Raw genomic sequence first — 20,940 nt, 5'->3', positions numbered from 1 at the left:
GGAACTATAGTTCCTAATTTGGGAATCGTCGAGAACTAAATGGACGTTTTCCGATACCCCAGTATGAAACTTTAGAGGGAGAATAAACACGTTTACCTTAGTCACCTATCAGTGAAAAATTGTAAGTATCCTTAAACACCTGCCAATGCGCTTCAACGGCTCTAACCTCTTCCATAATCCAATCGGTAAAAGCCATCACTTTCGGGCGATCAAAATTAGCTTCAGGCGCAACCAGATAGTTGGCATAAGGCGAATTCCAATAGCACTTAAGCGGGCATACTAAATGGCCGCGTTCAATATACTCGTACACTAGGCTATAACGAATCGGGGCAACCCCCTGACCATTCAATGCAGCATCCACCTGAAGACTGGAATCTAGCAGTTGCAGAACCACCTGATTATTCCCCCCCATCTCTCGAATAAATCCAGCATTAACCTGTTTAAGTTCGGGTGAGTCATCAATCAACAAGGGCAAGTTGCCAAGGTTCAGATCAGCTCCATCCTTTGTCTGCAAAAGGTCAGGATGGCAGACCGAAACGATATAATCCTCGGTCAGAATTTTCTCCATCAACTGTGTATTCCCGCCTTCAGCAAAACGAATCGCCAGATCCTGACTATCATCCGAGAAATCATGTAGATCACAGGAAGTAGATACTAAGCAATTGAACTCTGGATAGGCCTGCTGAAATGAACCCAGCCTAGGGATCAACCACCGCGCAGCAAATGAAGGTAGTGAAGTGATCTTAAGCTGATTAGGTGAAGGATCGACCGAAAGCGCACGACTCCCCTCCTCAATTGCCTTGAACGCCTGTTGGATATAAGGCAACAAAGCAGCACCAGCAGGAGATAAACGAACCTCTCGATTCAGACGAATAAACAGAGGCTTGGCAAAGTATTCTTCCAGCAAACGTATCTGCTGACTTACCGCAGCCTGCGTCACAAACAACTTTTCAGCCGCTACTTTAAAACTGCCGTGCTCAGCAGCCACCAAAAATACGCGCAACGCTTTAAGAGGAGGTAAACGATCCATATCACTTAAGTTTTAGTTAACTGAATAGAAATTTATATCGTTTGTCACTATAGCAACCCAAGACCAATAATACCTACAAATTAAGCATAAACTGAGGATACACAGATGAGCATTCAAGTATGCGAAAACTACCAGCCATCAAAAGAGATTAGAAATAGTTATCCTCTTCCGGCAATAAATTTGCGTAAATTGGCGTGTATTCTCAATCAGTGGCAGCAGAACTATCGCACCCGAAAAGCGTTGATTGAGTTAAGTGATGAGCAATTGAAGGATATAGGATTAAACCGCGAACAAGCTCACAAAGAAGCGACTAAGCCTTTTTGGATTGGGTATTATCTAAAGCTTTAATGTGGCTTAAGCAGTAGCACTGTTAATCGGAATCTAAAGAGGTTTAAGGCTTTAACACGTGATTAAGAACTACTGTCTATTTAAACACTTACATGAGAAATTATACAAGCGACTACACGGTCTTCAATTGAAGGCGCGCTCAGAAGTTCGCTAAATTTCAGTCGAATGCTCTCTATTGGAATAGGCGAGGCTATAAGTGTTTTTTCTATATCTTTCAGTCGTACAGCACGTTTGGTTTTGTTTCGGCTCAATTCCTCATACCAATAAGGCCTAATGAGCTCTAACCATTGCTCCGCAATACTATTCCAATCCACGGACTGCATTCGATTAGAGTCCCCTTCCAATATCTTTAGCCAATCACAAATAAACTCACTTTCAGTACTTTTAAATTCTAACAAGCGTTGATAGGCACCTAAGACTGTATGCATCTGCTCTAAAGCTACCTGCTTACGCCTAGGCAGTAATAACCTTTCTAGTGAAGCTACCTGATCAAGATATCGGTCTAATTGCTCCTGCGTCCTTTGATCAATACGTGCTGACTGTTTTTCTGGCACATCCTGTAATCGTTCAAATAGCTTAGCAGAAATCACCTCGAAATCTGTTTCTATTGAAGTTTGCCCTTCTTCAATAAATACCCACTTAGGGGCACTATACTTTCCACCTTTAATGCAGAAAAAAGCCCATGATTGAAAACCATCTAAAACTGTAAGTCTTACTTTTATATCCTGAGTATGGAGAGCAATTTGATCATATTGATCCTGATTGACTAAACCCTGTTTTCCAATCAACCTCTTTATTGGCATAAAAGCATCTTCTAAACCATCCCAAGTATCAGCCCTTTCTTCGTGTTCAGAGATTATACCCTTGTAGTCAACAACCGAAGCATCCTTGCCAGAAAAGGCTTCGGGTAATGGTACGTTAGAACCAAGTAACGCATCCACGGTGCCATGTCGTTCAATAAGTTTGTCATCAGACCTCAATGAAAATTCTGCTGAATCCGAAGGCCAATACACATCAATTTCATCATGGATACTATCCATCCGGTCAATACGACCTACACGCTGCTCCAGTAACCTAACAACAGAAGGCATATCTAAATTCACAACGGTTGAGGACTGCTGGAAATTCAAGCCTTCAGACATAGCATCTGAACACAGAACAACTAATTTTTGATTATCTGAATGAGGAGTAGGCTTCAGGCGTTCTTCTAATAATCGCTTATTATCTGTGCTGCCTGTTCCAATTAGCACTTCAATAGATTGATCAATGGCTTCTATTCTCTCTGCCAAATCAAAAAGTGTCGCAGGGTGCCGATCAAAAGCTAATACGATTTGATGACCATCTTTATGAATAAGATCGACTAATTTCTGTGCCTTTGTCTCCTCTCGGCTGGAATCCATCATTCCAACCAAATGCACAATTTCTTTATAAATATCTAAATCAGTTTTAGACGCCAATAGGTGCGCTTCATCGGACATGATCCAATCGGGTATTTCATCAATATCATCAAAACTACACTTGGGTGCCTGCCCAGCAAGTTCCTGCAATTTATGTATTATGCCTTTAGACTGATTACCTTTACCTTCAGAGCCCTCAAGATGCTTCAGAACAGCAGCCTTTGATGACCTAAGGTGCGACATCACATGATAAGCAGAAGCAGCTCTGGCCATTGAAATTCGCCACTTAACCAGCTCACTAGCGGAATAATTTTCTAGTAGTTCTTTGTTAGGCGAAATCTGTTTATTTATGTAAGCTACCCCCTGCAACTTTGCAGCAAGAGCTCTAATCTCCCTGGCTATATGGATCGCACTTTCACTTTCACCGGTTTCATAAGAAAGTGCGTTGTGAGTGGGGTAATGACATGCTCTGTTATGCTCATCGCAATAGAGTTCTGGCTGCTTTAAAATCATTTCATTGAAGTCAGCCTTAGTTCTACGAATACTAAATCGACCTATCTCTTTGCGTAATTTCTTTAAGTGTTCATCCCTAAGTACAGGATCTTTGTTCTTTCGCGAAAGATAACGGTTAAAACCTTTAATACTGCCCGAATCAAAATTATCAGCGCCTAGAATATTGATTAACGAAAGCAGATCACTCGCCCCTTTATTGATAGGGGTCGCCGTTTGCAAAATAACGTGGTCCGCCATATTTCTGAGCAAAAACTTAGTTCTGTTAGATTTTTCGTTCAGAAAATTATGGGCCTCATCCACACATAGAATTTGTGCTAATTTCAGATTATTTTCCAATATTTCAGATTTGTTGCCTGATTTAGGATTACTCAACACACCTTGAGAAAAAGGCGTTATCTGCAAACCTTGTCTAGCTGTTTCTAGTTCCCAGTTGTCTTTAACTCCAGGAGGGCAAACAAGTGTGGTGAAAGAACTCGTTCTTGCCCGACCTTTTTGCCATACCCGATCATGCATAGCACGTAGTAACAAAGAACCCAAACGGGTTTTCCCTGAACCAGTTGCATCAGCAAGCAAAACGCTACCCAGCTGATCAAGAATACAAAGCGCTTGAGCAACGCCTTTACGCTGGCTTGGCCATATTTTTGTATTGCCTATAGGTAATGTTGATTCTAAATACTCATCTGCCCAGCGCCCTTCTAGAATTTCAGCACAAGCTCTGGCTAATGACTCCTTCCAAGTAACGGTACGTAATAGCTTTCCAAGTAGCTGACTTAATTCATCCGTATAGTCTTGAGCTTCATCATGCTCCCATAGCCAATCTGCAAAAAACTTAATTTCGTCATAACGCTTAGCCTCTTCTTCATTTTCTGTTCTCTTAAAACAAACGTTACCTTCTAAGTTCTTTTCTAAACCATTGGCGGAAAAATTAGACGATCCAATCATTGCGTTATCTTCAGCGATGTAGATCTTTGCATGTAACATGCGCCCAGGAATATCTAAGTACTGAGCCTCAATTTGCTCATTTTCAAAACGCTCAAGTGCTGTGACCAGTTCTAGACTTTGTCGTAATGAAAATCCTTGTTCTAACCAATATTCTTCAACTTCATGAGGAAAGCTCTGCTTACGCACTTTATACGCATGGGGGCTTGATGGGCTTGGCTCGTTACCCAACAACAATTGCACCTTAGCTTGATCAGTAATCCGCGATAGAAACTGGACAAGTTTCTTTAATGAGGTATATCCGGTGACGATATAGGGACGACGAGAGGCAAGTAAAAAACCATCCAAAACTCCTTTCACTGTAGTTTTTTGATAATTATATGGCATCCGTAAAACGGAAAGTTCTCCACCTATATGTCTTTCTCGATTATCTGGTTCTTCAAAAAATAACGACTTCTCACTCATAGCTTTCCCTGCTCACGCAACATTAAGTATTTTTTATCTCACAAAGCTAAAAGCCTTACCAGAAAACCTATTAACTGATTGTTGAATAGGCTTTTTTACAATATGATTTTGTTATCAAAAATGGAGCCCCATACCGAGTTAAGGAATACTTGCGATCCCCATCTGCTTTTAACATTGAAGTATATTTTCGCTTTCCCCTTATCACGATGCTTTGTAACCCAAATAGGCCTCCATACATATCAGAAAATAATTGAGTACTGATAGCCAAATGAATTCTGAACAGCTTAAAAACCTAGAGAAAGACCTGTGGTCAGCCGCGGATAATTTACGTGCTAACAGTGACCTAAAATCAACTGAATACGCCACACCTGTGCTAGGTCTTATCTTCCTCAAATTTGCTGATAACAACTACAGCAAAGTAGAAGATGCCATTGCCGCTGAATATGCAGAGCTTAAAGGCACGCGTCGTGAAAAGAAGCTGTCAGATATTGCTATAGAAAAATGTGGCTTCTACCTGCCTGAGCACTCACGTTATGACTATCTACTTAACCTTCCTGAAGAGGAAGATATCGCCAAAGCGATTAAAAAAGCGATGGAAGGGATCGAGGAATACAAAGAATCACTTGAAGGTGTTTTACCGAAAGAGGAATACTTTGCCCTTACCCGTACCGATAACACACTACCCGCTCAACTTCTAAAGAGCTTCTCAAATATTCCGCGGGAAACCACCGGTGATATTCTGGGTAAGATCTACGAGTTTTTCCTGGGTAAATTCGCACTGGCAGAAGGTCAAGGCGGCGGTGTGTTCTATACCCCTACATCGGTAGTTCGTTTGATGGTAGAAGTTATCGAACCCTACAAAGGCACAGTTTATGATCCTGCTTGTGGTTCTGCAGGTATGTTCGTGCAATCACAGCAGTTTATTGAAGACCACAAGGAAGAGCTAGAACTACTGGGTGAAGATCATGATGAAAATAAACTTTACGTCTACGGTCAGGAGAAAACCTTAGATACCGTAAAGCTGGCAAAAATGAATATCGCTGTTAACGGCCTACGCGGGGATATTAAACAAGCCAACAGCTATAAAGAAGACCCATTCGACGCGTATGGAAAGTTCGATTATGTCTTGGCTAACCCACCGTTTAACGTTGATGACGTACCCGTTGCTGATGTTGAAGAAGATGAACGTTTTAACGAATTTGGTATTCCGAAAAAGAAAACCAAAGCCAAGAAAAAAGACGAAGGCAAAGAGACCGTTCCTAACGCTAACTATCTTTGGATCAACCTATTTGCGACATCACTAAAAGATACAGGCCGAGCCGCTTTGGTGATGGCGAACTCAGCATCCGATGCACGCCATTCAGAAGCGGAAATCCGTCAAAATCTGATCGAAAACAATCTGATCTATGGCATGCTCACTTTGCCATCAAACATGTTCTACACGGTGACGCTACCTGCAACGCTTTGGTTTTTTGATAAAGCTAAACAGGATGACCGTATTCTGTTTATCGATGCCCGCAATGTGTTCACTCAGATCGACCGTGCCCATCGTGAATTCAGTCCCGAGCAGATCAATAACCTCGCAATAATTAGCAAATTGCATAAAGGTAAACGCCGTGAATTTGTTCACCTTATCGATGGTTACTTTGCAAAAGGTATGCAACACCTCGTTGAAAACAAAGCTCAAGTTGAGCCTGTGAGTGAACAACTACTTGAGGTGCTCGAAGACGAAACCGGCAAGATCGCTGTAGGTGAGTTGGTGCAGCAATGGAAAGCGTTAACTGAACTACAAGGTAGTTATGATGCCTACACGGCTCAAGTGTCTGGTCAATTTGCTGATAAAAGCCAGGTTGATGCTATAAATACCGCACAACACAACCTGCAACAGCAGTTTATCCCCTTCTTTGATGCGCTCCACCAGGGACTTAAGCAATTAGATAAAACCGTCCGCAAACATGAAAAAGCCAAAGCAGAGGAAGCGAAAGCTGCTGGTAAGCGCGCAACAACTGATAGGCAAACCAAACAGCTTAAAAACGCACTTGAACAACTTCATAACGAAGTTAAAGGTGCTGAGAGTTTCTTTAAGCACATCCACTGGCTACAAGAGCGTTTTCCAAACGCAGAGTATGAAGATGTGACCGGCCTATGTAAGCTAGCCACAAAAGAAGAAGTCCAAGAACAGGACTACTCACTTAACCCTGGTAGATATGTGGGCGTGGTAATTGAAGAAGATGGTAAAACAGAGGAAGAGTTTGTTTCTGATTTAATGAGCTTAAACGAACAACTTCAATCATTAGAAAATCAAAGAACAAAACTCCAAGACACTATTCAACACAACATTCTACAGTTGGTGGGAGAATAATGGGTAACACAAGCTCTCCCAAGCATATGTTCTACAATGAATACCTTCCCAAGGGCTGGGTAATAAAAACCGTTGATAGTCTTAAATCGCCTGAAAAATACTCTTGTACAGCAGGACCTTTTGGTTCGAATATTAGCTCAAAGTTTTTCGTCGACGAAGGAGTACCTGTGATACGTGGAGGTAATTTATCGATTGGCAAAGAGAAGTTTATTGCAAAAGACTTTGTATTTATTAGTGAAGATAAAGCCCGCGAATTCCCTGGTCAGCAGGTTAAATCTGGTGATTTAGTTTTCACCTGCTGGGGTACTCTGGGCCAGGTGGGCCTAATTCCTGATACTAGCCCTTTTGATACCTATATAATTTCTAACAAGCAATTAAAGTTAAGACCCAATTCGAAGCAGTGTAATAGTAAATTTCTTTATTACTATTTCTCATTACCTCAAATGGTTAGACATATAAACGATATTGCTATTGGTTCTGCTGTTCCAGGAATTAACCTAGGTCTACTTAAAAGCATTAAGGTATGCCTTCCACCAAAAGAGTTACAAGATAAAATTTCCGCTACCCTGAGCACTTACGACGACCTCATTGAAAACAACAAACAGCACATAGCGTTACTTGAAAAGATGGCTGAAGAAATTTACCGGGAGTGGTTTGTTCGTTTTCGTTTTCCCGGTTATCAATCCGTAGAGTTTGAGAAAGGGATTCCGAAGGCTTGGAACTCTAAAAGTATTAGAGAGATAGTTACCTACTATATTGGAGGTGGCTGGGGTGAAGATAACGAAGGTCCGACGTTTACAGAAAAAGCTTATGTGATTCGCGGCACAGACATTCCCAAATTAGCTATTGGAGATTACTCAAGCAAAGTTCTCAGATTCCATAAAACCTCTAATTTTAAATCACGAAAATTGGAAGAAAATGATTTCGTATTTGAGGTTTCAGGTGGTAGTAAAGATCAGCTTCTTGGCCGAAATTTAATGGTAACCAAAGGACTGTTAGAGCTATTCAACAATAGGGTTATTTGTGCAAGTTTCTGTAAACAGATACGGTTCGATCCTGAAAAGGTTTCCCCATTTTTCATGAAATACTTTTTAAAGCTTTACTATACATGTGATTTAGTCGGGATATATCAGGTTCAGTCAACAGGTATCAGTAATTATCAATTTGAAAGCTTTTTAAATTATCAAACTATTAATTTACCTTGCAGATATATTCAAGATAAATTTGAAAATTTGGTCCAACCCCTCATAAAACAGCAAGAAGCACTAGCATTGCAAAATTTGAAGCTTGAAAAGACCAAAACAGCAATACTGCCCCGCCTAATTTCAGGCAAGCTATCCATAGAAGACTTAGATATTCAGTTCCCTCCAAGTATGGTGGAAGAAACGTAAAGCAGTAAACAGGGACGATTATGGTTAAAGGCAAAGTTAAAAACTTTATCAGTGAAGATGATATTGAGCAGTCACTAGTTCAGCAGCTACAACACCTGTATGGTTTTGACATACAGGACTGCTTTACGGCAATGCCCGAAGACCTGAATGATGGCTCAGGTAGAACGGATAAACGCGATGTTATCTTAGCCGATCGCTTACGCGATGCTTGCCTTGCCATAAACCCAGATATCCCAGAAAAAGTCATTGATGAGCAGGTAATCAGTCTGATTACAGATCGCCGTGCGGCGATGAATCCTACGGCAGCCAACCATGAGCTACATAACTATATTCGTGAAGGGGTGCCTGTAGAGTTCGATGACAATAATGGTCGAAAACAAAGTGATACCGTTCGTCTTATCGACTTTAACCAAGCCTCCCCTCAAGATAGCCCCAACAGCTATTTAGCGGTTACCCAACTCTGGATTAAAGCCGGTGTTCAAGCACCTAAAGCTGGTTATCGTAGGCCTGACGTCATCCTTTATATTAACGGACTACCGCTAGTTTTTATCGAACTGAAAAACTCAAATGTAAAACTGCGCTCTGCCTTCGACGATAACCTGACGAACTACAAACACGATATCCCGCAACTGTTCCACTGCAATGCATTTTGTGTTCTTTCCAATGCAATTGAAACCAAGGTGGGTAGTATTACAGCGGGGTGGGAGCACTTCTTTAATTGGCTACGGGTTGATGATGACAAAGATAGAATTGACCGCCAGAAAATTAAAGAGGATGGTATCAGTGTCGAGCGTGTTATTAATGGCCTATTAGCTCCAACCAAGCTTCTCGACTATGTCGAAAACTTTGTTCTTTTTCATAAAGAAACCAATAAAATTATTGCCCAGAACCACCAGTTTATTGGGGTTAATCAAGCTTATGCTCGTTTCTTGAACCGCGAAGCCCTTGACGGCAAGCTGGGTATTTTTTGGCACACCCAAGGCTCTGGTAAGAGCTTTTCAATGGTGTTTTACGTTCGCAAAATCTTCCGTAAAGTCACAGGTAATTTCAGCTTTGTAGTGGTTACCGACCGCACCGATTTAGATGGGCAAATTTATCGTAACTTTTTGCACTCTGGCGTGGTCAAAGAGAAAGATGCAGCTCAGCCTGCCAATTCTGAAGAGTTGCGAGATTATCTTGGAAAGAACAAAAAAGTCGTTTTCACGCTGATTCAAAAATTCCGCTATGACAAAGGCAAACAATACCCGCAATTGTTCGACCCTGTAAAAGAGAAACGGGAAGTCATTGTCATAGTCGACGAGGCTCACCGTACCCAATACAAATCTTTAGCAGAGAATATGCGCGCAGGTTTAAAGGGTGCTCACTTCCTAGCGTTCTCAGGTACACCTCTGTTAGGGAAAAAATACAAAGACCGCTCCGTTATTGGTAAAACCGAAGAGTGGTTTGGTGGTTATGTATCTGAATATACCTTTCAGGATGCTGCAGATGATGGTGCGACAGTGCCACTATATTACGAGAAGCGAGTGCCCGAGGTTCTGATTCAGAACGATGACTTGAGTGATGAGTTTTATGAACTCCTAGAAGATGAAGGCTTAGACGACGCGCAGCAACAAAAACTGGAGAAGAAATTCTCCAAAGAGATACAAGTGATCGTTCGTGATGATCGCTTAGATACTATAGCCAAAGATATTGTTTACCACTTCCCTCGCCGTGGCTACCTCGGTAAGGGCATGGTTATCTCGTTAGATAAATTCACTGCAGTGAAAATGTACGACAAGGTACAACATCATTGGAAGGAAGAGATAAAACGACTTCGCGGCCTTATTAAAAAATCAACCAACGACATCGAGAAAGCGCGCTTTAAGAAAATTGTTGATTACATGCGCTCTGTTGAGATGGCAGTAGTCATCAGTGACCCAAAAGCTGATGAAGAGAAGTTTGTTAAAGCGGGTTTAGATATACAGCCCCACATCAAACGCCTAGAGCAGCTTGATAAACACGGTCACGATGTAGAGTACAACTTTAAAGCCCCTGAACACCCTCTTCAGCTCGTATTCGTTTGCGCAATGTGGCTAACAGGCTTCGATGCTCCAACGGTTTCGACCCTCTACCTAGACAAGCCCATGAAAGACCATACATTGATGCAAACCATCGCCAGGGCGAACCGCGTAGCATCGCATAAGATCATGGGTTATAGCGGCGATTTCATTGAGAAGAAAAACGGCGAAATCGTCGATTATTACAATGTCTTCCGCAATATGAAAAAAGCACTCCGTGATTATGGCCAAGGGGACGACACAGAAGAACGAGATGGAGAAACACCATCGGTACAGCAAAAGTCAGAACTCTTTGAGCTATTGGACAGTGCTATTTATCAAGCAGATGCTTGGTGTCAGGAAAGAAATATTAATTTAAACGCCATTGCCGATAATGAAAACACTTTTAAAAATATTGGCCTGTTTAATGAGTATGCGGATACCCTTTTAAGCTCAGACGACTGGCGTAAAACTTTCTACGTTTACGATAATACCGTTTCTTCACTCTATGAAGCCTGTAAACCTGAAATATTCGAACAAGGCCACCGCCCTCTCATTGCAGTTATTCAATATCTACGGGGCGTTGTTGATGCACATATCGAACAAGCAGATATCGACGAGTTAACCCAGAAGATATCAGAACTGCTAGATGAAAGTGTTGTCGTTGATAACGCTGAGAAATTTGCCGTTAAAGAACATCAAGCAAATTATGAGATTGTGCAAAAAGGCAGAACCTGGGATCTAAGTAAAATCAATTTTGAGAAACTTAAAGAAGAGTTCCAAGAAGCCACATACAAAAATATAGAAATCGCTGAACTCAAAGCCTTTATCGAAGATAAGCTGCGTAAGATGCTGGAGCAAAACTTCAGCCGAATAGACTTTGCTGAAAAGCTGCAACAGATCGTAGAGCAGTATAATGCTGGCGGTTCATCCACTGAAAATTATTATGATGAACTAGCTAAATTTGCAGAAAGCATGAAGGATGAAGATGAACGACACATCCGCGAAGGCCTCACTGAAGATGAGCTTGAGCTCTTTGATTTATTGAAAAAAGATAAACTCACAAAAGCCGAAGAACAGAACGTTAAACTTGCAGCCAAGCACTTAATTCTGAGGCTACTTGAAGGGCATCCCAAAGTGCTTGTACAAGATTGGTGGAAAGATGGCCAAACCCAACGCCAAGTAAGAAGCGCAATAGAGGAAGTATTGAACGATGACCTTCCTGAAAGTTATGGGCGATTAGAATTCAAAGATAAGTGTGACAAGGTTTACGAATTAGTCGTCGATTTTGCAGCAAATAATAGGAAATGGGTTGCTTAACCTACACCTCCTAAATACCAAGGAATAGGAATTATTAAGATGACTTCCACACGTTATGCTAAATCTATCCGTATGTTTCTTTTGGACGCTGACCCTAATGGTCGCGTTATCTGCGAACTATCAAATTGGACAGGCAAAGCATATCGTATTCCACGTAGCAGGGTTAAAGACTGTGTAGACAGAGATGAGTTGAAAACCACTGCTGTTTACTTCTTATTTGGTCACCCTGAAACGCCCGGGGAAAAGCCAGCAGTTTATGTAGGTGAAACAGAAAATCTCTTTGAACGTTTAAAGCAACATTTAGAGAAAGAATTTTGGACAGAAGCAGTTGGCTTTATAAGCAAAGATGAAAACTTAAATAAAGCACACATCAGATACCTTGAAGCCCGATTGTACGAAGATGCTCGTGAAGCTCGCCGTTATAAACTCATTAATAGTAAAATACCTACGCGCTCATTAATCTCCGAAGCAGATTCGGCAGAAATGGAAGAGTTTATTGAGTACGTTAAACTACTTGTTGGTGCGATTGGATTCAAACCATTTGAAAGCTTACGTGTTGATACTTTTAGTCCAGAACAACCGGCTCAAATATTCTCGATTCAAGCAGCACGAGGGGCGAAAGCAAAAGGATTGCGTTCTAATGATGGGTTCACCGTGCTTGCAGGAGCTAAATTAGCAACAGATCCGGCTCCCTCTTTCACTAAAGGTTTTTCAAAGCTCCGTTCTGAATTAATAGAGACAGGCATGGTCAGTATCGAAAATAATTGCTTAGTATTAACAGAAGATTATCTCTTCAATAGCCCGTCGGCTGCCGCAGCCGTAATTATGGGTAGAAACGCAAACGGTATGACGGAATGGAAATTAACAGATGGCTCTACTCTCAAGAGCATTGAGCAGGGTAATGACTGAAAGATGGGCTGATTACAGAATTCAATTCTGTACTATTACAACCCACTCGGAACCAACGTACTAGGATTGCCTATTAACTCAAGATATTAAGCAACTTGATCGTCATTAATGTTCTTCACATTAGGATTATCAATACCTAGTTCATCATAGTGGGCCTGTATCAGTGGTCCAAATAAATTAATGACTAACGAATCAAGTTGATCATCATTAATACGACTGACCCTTCTACTCATCCTCTTAATGCGGCATCGAGTTTTTATACCTTTAATGAATCCTGATTTTGCAGAAAGGGACTTGAGGTCTGATTCAAAATCACTTAATACCTCCTTGATCATATTGTTCTTAAACAGCAAATAATATGAAGATGTAGTGTCCATTTCTTCACCTACAATTTTATCCATCGATTGTATAGCGTTGACCAAATATTCTTTGCTCTTTAACTCAAAAGCAAGGATTGGATCTACTTTGGAAAGCTCAGCAACAGAAGAACAATATTTTTCCATTAGACTTGAACTAACACCTAGATCACTTCCAGTTAAAGCAGGCAAGGCCATAATCATCCCTTTTTTAAGTTCGAGTTCATCATTTTTAGTCAAACGTTCATTGGGGAAGTTATTCTTTACTGATTTAACGAGTTTCTTATGAAAGCTATCCGAGCCAATTGCTTTGACGAAGACAAAAACAGACCATATTTCTAATAAGTGAAATAGAGACTCATTAAGCTTAACTTTTGTTTCTTTTCGGCTCTTTAATAAAAAGCCAATTGCGCTCAGACCACTACCCAACAAAGCACCAACTATTACAGCAAGAACCTTATCATCCATCCTTTGCTCCAAAATTGTCCGTTTTTAAAGACCACCAAATAAAAAAACCTCCGCGTAAGCTCACATATATGAGCCAAGAGGTGGAGGCCGTGTTAATTTTAACTATAAACTCATATAAAAATCAGTCAATTTTATTCGAAGGTTTACCCGTTAAGTTGTCCAATCACTCCGAAATGATCTCAAATAAATCCCCCTATTCCTTCCTCTTTTCTGGTAAAGTGCGCACCTCTGTCACAGCCCATTTAAGACCGCTGTAACTCTTCTAATTTTTATCCTCAGGACACTCCCTTGATATCCTCTGCGAACATTACAATGCAGTTTGGCGCTGAGCCTTTGTTTGAAAATATTTCGGCTAAATTCGGTAACGGTAATCGTTATGGTTTGATTGGCGCGAACGGCTGCGGCAAATCGACCTTTATGAAGATTCTTAGCGGTGATCTTGTGCCGACATCAGGCAACGTGTCTATCACGCCGGGTGAAAAGATGGGTGTGCTTAGTCAGGATCAATTTGCCTTTGAGGAATACACGGTTATCGATGCGGTGATCATGGGTGATACTGAGCTTTGGAAGGTCAAACAGGAGCGTGATCGTATCTACGCACTGCCAGAGATGTCCGAAGAAGATGGCATGAAGGTTGGCCATCTGGAAAGCGAATTTGCTGAGATGGATGGTTACACCGCAGAAAGTCGTGCTGGTGACATCCTATTGGAAGCCGGTATTGCTGAGGAATATCATTTTGGCTTGATGAGTCAGGTTGCACCGGGTTGGAAACTGCGCGTGTTATTAGCACAAGCATTGTTTGCTAACCCAGATATTCTGCTGTTGGACGAACCGACCAACAACTTGGATATCCATACGATTAGCTGGCTTGAGTCGGTATTGAACCAGCGTAAGTGCACCATGATCATTATCTCCCACGACCGCCACTTCCTTAATGCTGTTTGTACCCATATGGCGGATATCGATTACGGTGAGCTAAGAATCTATCCGGGTAACTATGATTACTTCCTCGAAGCATCCTCTTTGATCCGTGAGCAGCTGTTAACTGAAAATGCGAAAAAGAGTGCTGAGCTGGATGAACTACAAGCGTTTGTAAATCGTTTTTCTGCCAACGCCTCTAAAGCGAAACAAGCAAGTTCCCGTGCTAAGAAGATGGAGAAGATCGAGCTAGATGAAGTTAAAACTTCCAGCCGCCAGATTCCATCGATTACATTGAAACAAGATAAGAAACTACACCGTCAGGCGCTGATTCTGGAAGATGTCGGCCACGGTTTTGAAAACAACAAACTCTTCGAAAACGGTAATTTGATCTTAGAAGCCGGCGCTAAGCTTGCTGTTATCGGCGAGAACGGTGCCGGTAAAACTACTTTCTTGCGCTGCTTAGTGGACGAATTACAAGCGAACGAAGGTACGATCAAATGGTCTGAGAATGCGGTCATTGGTTATTGCCCACAAGATAGCAGCGCTGATTTTGATTCTGATCTAACTCTATTTGAGTGGATGTCCCAGTGGCGCACACCTAAGCATGACGACCTTAAAGTCCGTGCTATGCTGGGCCGCCTACTCTTTACGGCTGACGACTTTAACAAGAAAGCTAAAGTCTGTTCCGGTGGTGAAAAAAACCGCTTGCTGTTCGGCAAAATGATGATGATGGATTTAAACGTCCTAATCATGGATGAGCCAACCAACCACATGGATATGGAAGCGATCGAAGCGTTAAACAATGCTTTGCTAGGCTTTGACGGTACTTTGATCTTTGTCAGCCATGACCGTGCATTTGTATCTTCATTAGCAACGCATATTATCGAAATTAAAGATCAGCAAATGATTAACTTCCACGGCACTTTCGATGAGTACATGGATAGCCAAAAGATGGCTGCTGAAGTTGCTTAAAAACAGTAATAGATACCATTAAAAAAAAGGGCCTGATTAAATCAGGCCCTTTTTTGTATTAAGCATTATTCTGCCAACTTCGGCTATCCCATCTGTCCCACACCCCCCCGTTGTTTACGCCCACTAACTATCACGACCACCCTGTTAACCGGAAACAGTTAATGGATGCCCTCTTCAAATAACCAAGCCTATTTATTGACTCGTCTCAACATTCGAGCACAAAACATCATTTCCAGGCGGATATCAACTATCCTAAAAGTGACCTTAAAACTGCAATGAACTAGCCGCTTTTGCCGAGGAGTTAAGGATGGCTTGTTTAGTAATAGATAAGGATACTGATAATGTTGTGCCCTCCCCTAATATGCGGGAATACTCAACAGAGCTAACAGATTCACCCAATTGCCAAATTGATGGTCTACCAGGTAATGCGGTTAACATCTGTTACGAAGCGGTGGATCGACATCTAGATAAAGGCCTTGCCGATAAAATAGCTCTCAGATGGCATAGCAAAACAAACCAACTGAGGACCTTTACCTACGCCGAACTGGCAGCAGCGACAAGCCGCTTTGCTTGTGTACTTCAGCGACTTGAGCTTCAACCGGGAGCCAGGGTATTCGGCTTAGCTGGCAGAACACCTGAGATTTATATCTCATTACTGGGCAGTTTGAAGTTTGGTGCTGTTTTTGCGCCACTGTTCTCCGCGTTTGGACCTGAACCTATCCGTTCACGCATGGAGATTGGCGATGCAGCAGTATTAGTGACAACAGAGCGACTGTATCGGAAAAAGGTTCAACACTGGATCAATGAATTAACCCCTTCTCCTCAAGTACTCTTACTGGATGTAAAAGGAGAGCCCCCTGAAGGCTGTCATGATCTAAGCAAATTGCTAGCCGAGGCTGACCCAGACTTTCCGGTTTACTCAAGCTCGCCAGATGATATGGCCCTACTGCACTTCACCAGCGGCACTACTGGTAAACCAAAGGGAGCCGTACATGTTCATAACGCCGTACGGCACCACATTATTTCTGCCTACTATGCGCTTGATCTGCACCCTGAAGATATTTATTGGTGTACTGCGGATCCCGGCTGGGTAACGGGTATTTCCTATGGCATTATTGCTCCACTTTGCCATGGCGTAACACTGGTAATTGACGAAGCAGAATTTGACCCTGCCCGCTGGTACCAGCTGTTAGAGCAAGAGCGTGTCAGCGTTTGGTATACCGCACCTACAGCGGTACGCATGCTAATGAAGGCCGGAGATCAGCTACCGCTCAAATATGATCTCAGCCAACTGCGCTTTATGGCCAGCGTTGGAGAACCCCTCAACCCCGAGGCTGTCATTTGGGGGAATAAGGTTTTCGGTATCCCCTTTCATGATAATTGGTGGCAGAGCGAAACAGGTGGAATCGTCATCTCCAATTATGCAGCTATGCCGATCAAACCAGGATCGATGGGACGTCCAATCCCCGGACTTGAAGTCGCACTGATAAAGCGGACTGCTAACAACAGCATCCAGCTATTGAATGATCAGGAAGCCACCGGCGAGCTAGCAATAAAGGCAGGCTGGGCCTCAATGTTTCGCGCTTACCTAAATCAACCAGATCGCTACCAAAGCTGTTTTTCAGAGGGGTGGTATCTCTCTGGTGATTTGGCTCGACGGGATAGCGATGGCTATTACTGGTTCGTCGGGCGCAGTGATGATGTGATTAAAACCGCGGGACATCTGATTGGCCCCTTCGAAGTGGAAAGTGTACTGATTGAACATCCAGCGGTCGCTGAAGCTGCAGTGATTGGTATCCCTGATCCTATTGTTGGCGAAATAATAAAAGCCTACGTGGCACTCAATTCAGGCTACCTCCCAGATGAAACTCTGAGGAAAACGCTGTTGGGGCATGCTCGCAAATATCTTGGGGCAGCAGTCGCACCAAAAGAGATTTCCTTTCGAGAGAATTTACCAAAAACACGTAGCGGTAAGATCATGCGACGTCTGCTAAAAGCTAGAGAGTTAGGGCTGCCGGAAGGCGACCTATCCACACTTGAGAGCGATGAGAAATGACTTCCCCAGACAAAAAAATCCATCTTGGTAAAGAGCATCTCTCGCAGCTGCTGTACCAGATGTTGCGTATCAGGCTGTTTGAAGAGCGCTGCGCTGAACTCTATACCCAAGAGAAAATCCGCGGTTTCCTCCATCTCTATATAGGCGAGGAAGCGATAGCCGTTGGCGTGTGTCAGTCACTACAAAACGCTGACAGGATGGTATGTACCTATCGTGAACATGGGCATGCTCTCGCACGAGGTATGTCGATGACAGCAGTGATGGCTGAGATGTTCGGCAAGACCAATGGTTGCAGCCGCGGCCGTGGCGGGTCTATGCATCTGTTCTCTGATGAGCTGAATTTTTATGGCGGCAACGCCATCGTTGCAGGTGGGCTCCCTTTAGCGGTGGGATTAGCTCTGGCAGACAAGAAACTACAACACGACAGTGTTACCTGCTGCTTTTTTGGTGAGGGAGCTGTTGCCGAAGGTGAGTTCCATGAAAGCCTGAATTTAGCGTGCCTATGGCAATTGCCAGTACTGTTTATTTGCGAAAACAATTTATATGCCATGGGAACAGCGCTCGAACGTTCCGAATCTGAAACAGAGCTTTATCGTAAGGCTGCCAGCTACGGCATGCCCGCCCAGAGCGTTGATGGTATGAGTGTGGTGGATGTAGAAGTTGCTGCAAAGCAAGCGTTGGAGGCTATCCGTCAGGGCCAGGGACCACAGTTTTTAGAGTGCTGTTGCTATCGGTTTAAAGGCCACTCCATGTTCGATACTCAGCTATACCGTCGCAAAGAAGAGGTTGATCAATGGCTAAGTAAAGGTCCGGTGGTACAGCTCAGCGACTGGATGGAAAAAAACTATCATTTGTCTAAGCAAGACATCGATGTATTGAAAAACAAGATAAACCTAGAAATCGACCAAGCCGTAAGCGAAGCGGATCAGGGTGAATGGGAACCTGTCACAGATCTGCTGCAAGGTGTTTATACGGAGGTTGATCATGACTAAACCTGCTCAGACCCTGAGTTATCGAGAGGCGGTACGAGAGGCATTACGAGAAGCGATGGAACAAGATCCTACCGTATTCCTAATGGGCGAAGATGTTGGTCGCTACGGTGGTTGTTACGCAGTTTCTAAAGGACTCATAGATCAATTTGGTGAAGACCGAGTAATTGATACGCCTCTGTGCGAATCTGGATTTGTCGGTGCGGGTATTGGCGCAGCACTGGGAGGTATGCGCCCTATCATCGAGGTGATGACGGTCAATTTCAGTCTGTTGGCGCTCGATCAGATCGTTAACAACGCCGCTACTATCCGGCACATGTCCGGTGGGCAGTTCAGTGTTCCATTGGTGATCCGCATGGCCAGCGGTGCTGGACGCCAACTGGCAGCTCAGCACTCCCATAGTTTGGAATGTTGGTATGCACATGTACCCGGACTAAAAGTGCTGACCCCCGCTACAGTCAGCGATGCCCGCTATATGCTGCAGATGGCACTAAATGATCCTGACCCCGTCATCATCTTTGAGCACGTGATGTTATACAACATTGAAGATCAACTTGTGCCTCGCGAGAAGACTCCTCCAATGGAGCAAGCAGTTATCAGAAAAACCGGAAAAGATCTGAGCTTAATTGCCTATGGCGGTACTCTGGCAAAAGCTCAGCAAGCTGCTGAGACACTACTCAAAGAGGGCATTGATGCTGAGGTTATCGACCTTCGATGTCTACGTCCGCTGGATAAAAAAACGTTGCTAGAAAGTCTGAGTCGAACCCATAGAGCCGTTATTATCGATGAAAGCTGGAAAACTGGCGGGATGGCGGCAGAGATCAGCGCCCTGCTGATGGAGGAGGGATTCTGGCAGCTGGATGCTCCAGTCACCCGAGTATGCAGTCAGGAGGTTCCTATCCCCTACCCGGAACATCTTGAGCAAGCAGCACTACCCCAGGTAGAGGATATTCTTGAAGCTGTCAGACAGCTACCGGGGATAGTATGAGTAATTCGGTTTATGAGCTGACTATGCCTTCATTTGGCGCTGATATGGATCAAGGCCTGATCTTGGAGTGGCGAGTTAAATCAGGAGATAAGATCAATAAGGGTCAGGTTATCGCCGTTATTGAAACTCAAAAAGGTGCTATCGACTTTGAAGCTTATACCGATGGTCAGGTTGAGGAATTACTAGTTTCAGAAGACCAAACGGTACAAGTAGGGACTCCGATTGCACGACTAACGGGGAAAATAGACGTTAACGCAGTAACTGATCCTGTCATACCCACTGAAACTGAACGAAAACCCTCACAACCTGTTCCACAGACTAGTAGCCATCAACCATCCACTAGTTACGCTAACCTCAGTAGACATTCAGCAACACCCTATGCTCGACATCTGGCTAAACATGCAGGGATAAGCCTGACCGAAGTTACAGGTAGTGGCCCAGCCGGCGCTATTCTGTCTAGGGATATTAAAAAGGCTCATCACACACCACATTCACCTAGCAAAGATTCAATGCGCGAGGCTATCGCTGCTGCACTAAGTCGATCCAAACGTGAGATCCCTCATTACTATCTGGAAACCACAATTGATGTGCAACGGGCAGATGACTGGGTGCATGAATTTAACCGTGATCTACCGCCAGACCAGCAGATCCTACTCAATGCTTTATTTCATTGTGCTGTAGCCAAAGCGCTGCGTAAAGTGCCTGAATTTAATGGTTTTTATTTAGATGGTCATTTTTCAGAATCATCTGAAGTTCACTTAGCGACAGGAATCTCTATCCGAAGTGGCGGGCTTATATCACCTGCGATCCTCAACGCGGATCAGCTCGCACTTGCTGAGATGATGTCTCAGCTGAAAGATCTGAGTGACCGGGTACGAAATGGCGGCCTGCGTTCAACTGAGATGACCTTAGCCACTGCGACCTTAAGTAGCATGGGTGACCGCGGTGTAGAAAAGCTGTTTGGCATCATCTACCCACCACAAGTCGCATTGATTGGTATAGGTAAGCCAACTGTTCGCCCTTGGGTTGTGGGCTCTGAGGTCAAACCTCGCCTTTTGGTAACCGCCTCGCTTGCTGCTGACCATAGAGCCACTGATGGCAGGCAAGGAGCTCGTTTTCTCAACCAACTGGGCAAGCTATTACAAAAACCGGAGAACCTATGAATACAGAACAGATAAAAACAATTCTGCAGGAAGAGATTCTTGAACTTGCGCCAGAAGCAGATCTAGATCTACTGGATCAGCAAGAAGATATGCGCGAAGAACTGGATCTGGATTCAATGGATTTCATGCGCTTATGCGTAGCACTGGGTAACAAGTTAGGTTTTCAGATTCCTGACTCCGACTTGACCAAAATATTAACCTTTGAATCCATGCTTACTTATCTGTATGAACGGAGCGGACCGTGAACCTGTCCCCGTTTATTTGCCCTTTTTCTTGTCCAAAATTAGCCTCGATAAATTACAGGCCCCTGACTGCAG

At 43.4% G+C, this 20,940-nt stretch carries 14 protein-coding genes; 11 read left to right on the top strand and 3 right to left on the bottom strand.

What is annotated here, in order from left to right:
* Positions 1 to 97 precede the first annotated feature (97 nt).
* Entirely contained in the window at positions 98 to 1,030 is a 933-nt protein-coding gene (locus ACMXYS_RS07175) for a LysR family transcriptional regulator (protein ID WP_415898074.1), read from the bottom strand.
* Between the two features lie 105 nt (positions 1,031 to 1,135).
* Between ACMXYS_RS07175 and ACMXYS_RS07170 the strand changes: the two genes are divergently transcribed.
* A complete protein-coding gene (locus ACMXYS_RS07170; protein ID WP_415898073.1) occupies positions 1,136 to 1,378 on the top strand; it encodes a DUF1127 domain-containing protein in 243 nt (80 codons plus the stop codon).
* Positions 1,379 to 1,458: 80 nt separating this feature from the next.
* On the opposite strand, the gene ACMXYS_RS07165 is transcribed toward ACMXYS_RS07170, so the two are convergent.
* Complete coding sequence (locus ACMXYS_RS07165; protein WP_415898072.1) at positions 1,459 to 4,692, bottom strand: SNF2-related protein; 3,234 nt, start codon at positions 4,690 to 4,692, stop codon at positions 1,459 to 1,461.
* 268 nt (positions 4,693 to 4,960) lie between these two features.
* On the opposite strand from ACMXYS_RS07165, the gene ACMXYS_RS07160 reads away from it, so the two are divergent.
* Genes ACMXYS_RS07160 through ACMXYS_RS07145 form a run of 4 tightly spaced genes read left to right on the top strand, consistent with a single transcriptional unit; the run spans position 4,961 to position 12,710 of the window.
* On the top strand, positions 4,961 to 7,054 hold the full coding sequence (locus tag ACMXYS_RS07160; RefSeq protein ID WP_415898071.1) for a type I restriction-modification system subunit M: 2,094 nt from the start codon (positions 4,961 to 4,963) through the stop codon (positions 7,052 to 7,054).
* On the top strand, positions 7,054 to 8,445 hold the full coding sequence (locus tag ACMXYS_RS07155) for a restriction endonuclease subunit S (protein WP_415898070.1): 1,392 nt from the start codon (positions 7,054 to 7,056) through the stop codon (positions 8,443 to 8,445). Before ACMXYS_RS07160 ends, ACMXYS_RS07155 begins: the two co-directional genes overlap by 1 nt.
* A 20-nt stretch (positions 8,446 to 8,465) precedes the next feature.
* Positions 8,466 to 11,801, top strand: a complete 3,336-nt coding sequence (locus ACMXYS_RS07150) for a type I restriction endonuclease subunit R (RefSeq protein WP_415898069.1) — start codon at positions 8,466 to 8,468, stop codon at positions 11,799 to 11,801.
* A gap of 39 nt (positions 11,802 to 11,840) precedes the next feature.
* Positions 11,841 to 12,710 carry a GIY-YIG nuclease family protein gene (locus ACMXYS_RS07145; RefSeq protein WP_415898068.1) on the top strand — a complete coding sequence of 290 codons (870 nt, stop codon included), beginning with the start codon at positions 11,841 to 11,843 and terminating at the stop codon, positions 12,708 to 12,710.
* A gap of 86 nt (positions 12,711 to 12,796) precedes the next feature.
* On the opposite strand, the gene ACMXYS_RS07140 is transcribed toward ACMXYS_RS07145, so the two are convergent.
* Positions 12,797 to 13,534: a hypothetical protein gene (locus ACMXYS_RS07140; RefSeq protein WP_415898067.1), complete on the bottom strand. Its 738-nt coding sequence runs from the start codon at positions 13,532 to 13,534 to the stop codon at positions 12,797 to 12,799.
* Positions 13,535 to 13,822: 288 nt separating this feature from the next.
* On the opposite strand from ACMXYS_RS07140, the gene ACMXYS_RS07135 reads away from it, so the two are divergent.
* From ACMXYS_RS07135 to ACMXYS_RS07110, 6 genes are all read left to right on the top strand, one after another.
* Positions 13,823 to 15,427: an ABC-F family ATPase gene (locus ACMXYS_RS07135; protein WP_415898066.1), complete on the top strand. Its 1,605-nt coding sequence runs from the start codon at positions 13,823 to 13,825 to the stop codon at positions 15,425 to 15,427.
* 307 nt (positions 15,428 to 15,734) lie between these two features.
* Positions 15,735 to 17,483 (top strand): acetate--CoA ligase, encoded by a 1,749-nt coding sequence (gene acsA, locus ACMXYS_RS07130; protein ID WP_415898065.1) that lies wholly within the window; start codon positions 15,735 to 15,737, stop codon positions 17,481 to 17,483.
* A complete protein-coding gene (gene pdhA / locus ACMXYS_RS07125) occupies positions 17,480 to 18,475 on the top strand; it encodes a pyruvate dehydrogenase (acetyl-transferring) E1 component subunit alpha (protein WP_415898064.1) in 996 nt (331 codons plus the stop codon). The genes acsA and pdhA overlap by 4 nt, the downstream gene beginning before the upstream one ends.
* On the top strand, positions 18,468 to 19,460 hold the full coding sequence (locus tag ACMXYS_RS07120; protein WP_415898063.1) for an alpha-ketoacid dehydrogenase subunit beta: 993 nt from the start codon (positions 18,468 to 18,470) through the stop codon (positions 19,458 to 19,460). Before pdhA ends, ACMXYS_RS07120 begins: the two co-directional genes overlap by 8 nt.
* On the top strand, positions 19,457 to 20,623 hold the full coding sequence (locus ACMXYS_RS07115; RefSeq protein WP_415898062.1) for a dihydrolipoamide acetyltransferase family protein: 1,167 nt from the start codon (positions 19,457 to 19,459) through the stop codon (positions 20,621 to 20,623). The genes ACMXYS_RS07120 and ACMXYS_RS07115 overlap by 4 nt, the downstream gene beginning before the upstream one ends.
* Complete coding sequence (locus tag ACMXYS_RS07110) at positions 20,620 to 20,868, top strand: acyl carrier protein (RefSeq protein WP_415884342.1); 249 nt, start codon at positions 20,620 to 20,622, stop codon at positions 20,866 to 20,868. Before ACMXYS_RS07115 ends, ACMXYS_RS07110 begins: the two co-directional genes overlap by 4 nt.
* The last annotated feature ends 72 nt before the right edge of the window (positions 20,869 to 20,940 follow it).

The organism is Neptuniibacter sp. QD57_21 (assembly GCF_047778075.1).
Classification (GTDB): domain Bacteria; phylum Pseudomonadota; class Gammaproteobacteria; order Pseudomonadales; family Balneatricaceae; genus Neptuniibacter.
The sequence above is the reverse complement of the archived record's forward strand: the minus strand, read 5'-3'. Positions and strand labels throughout refer to the sequence as shown.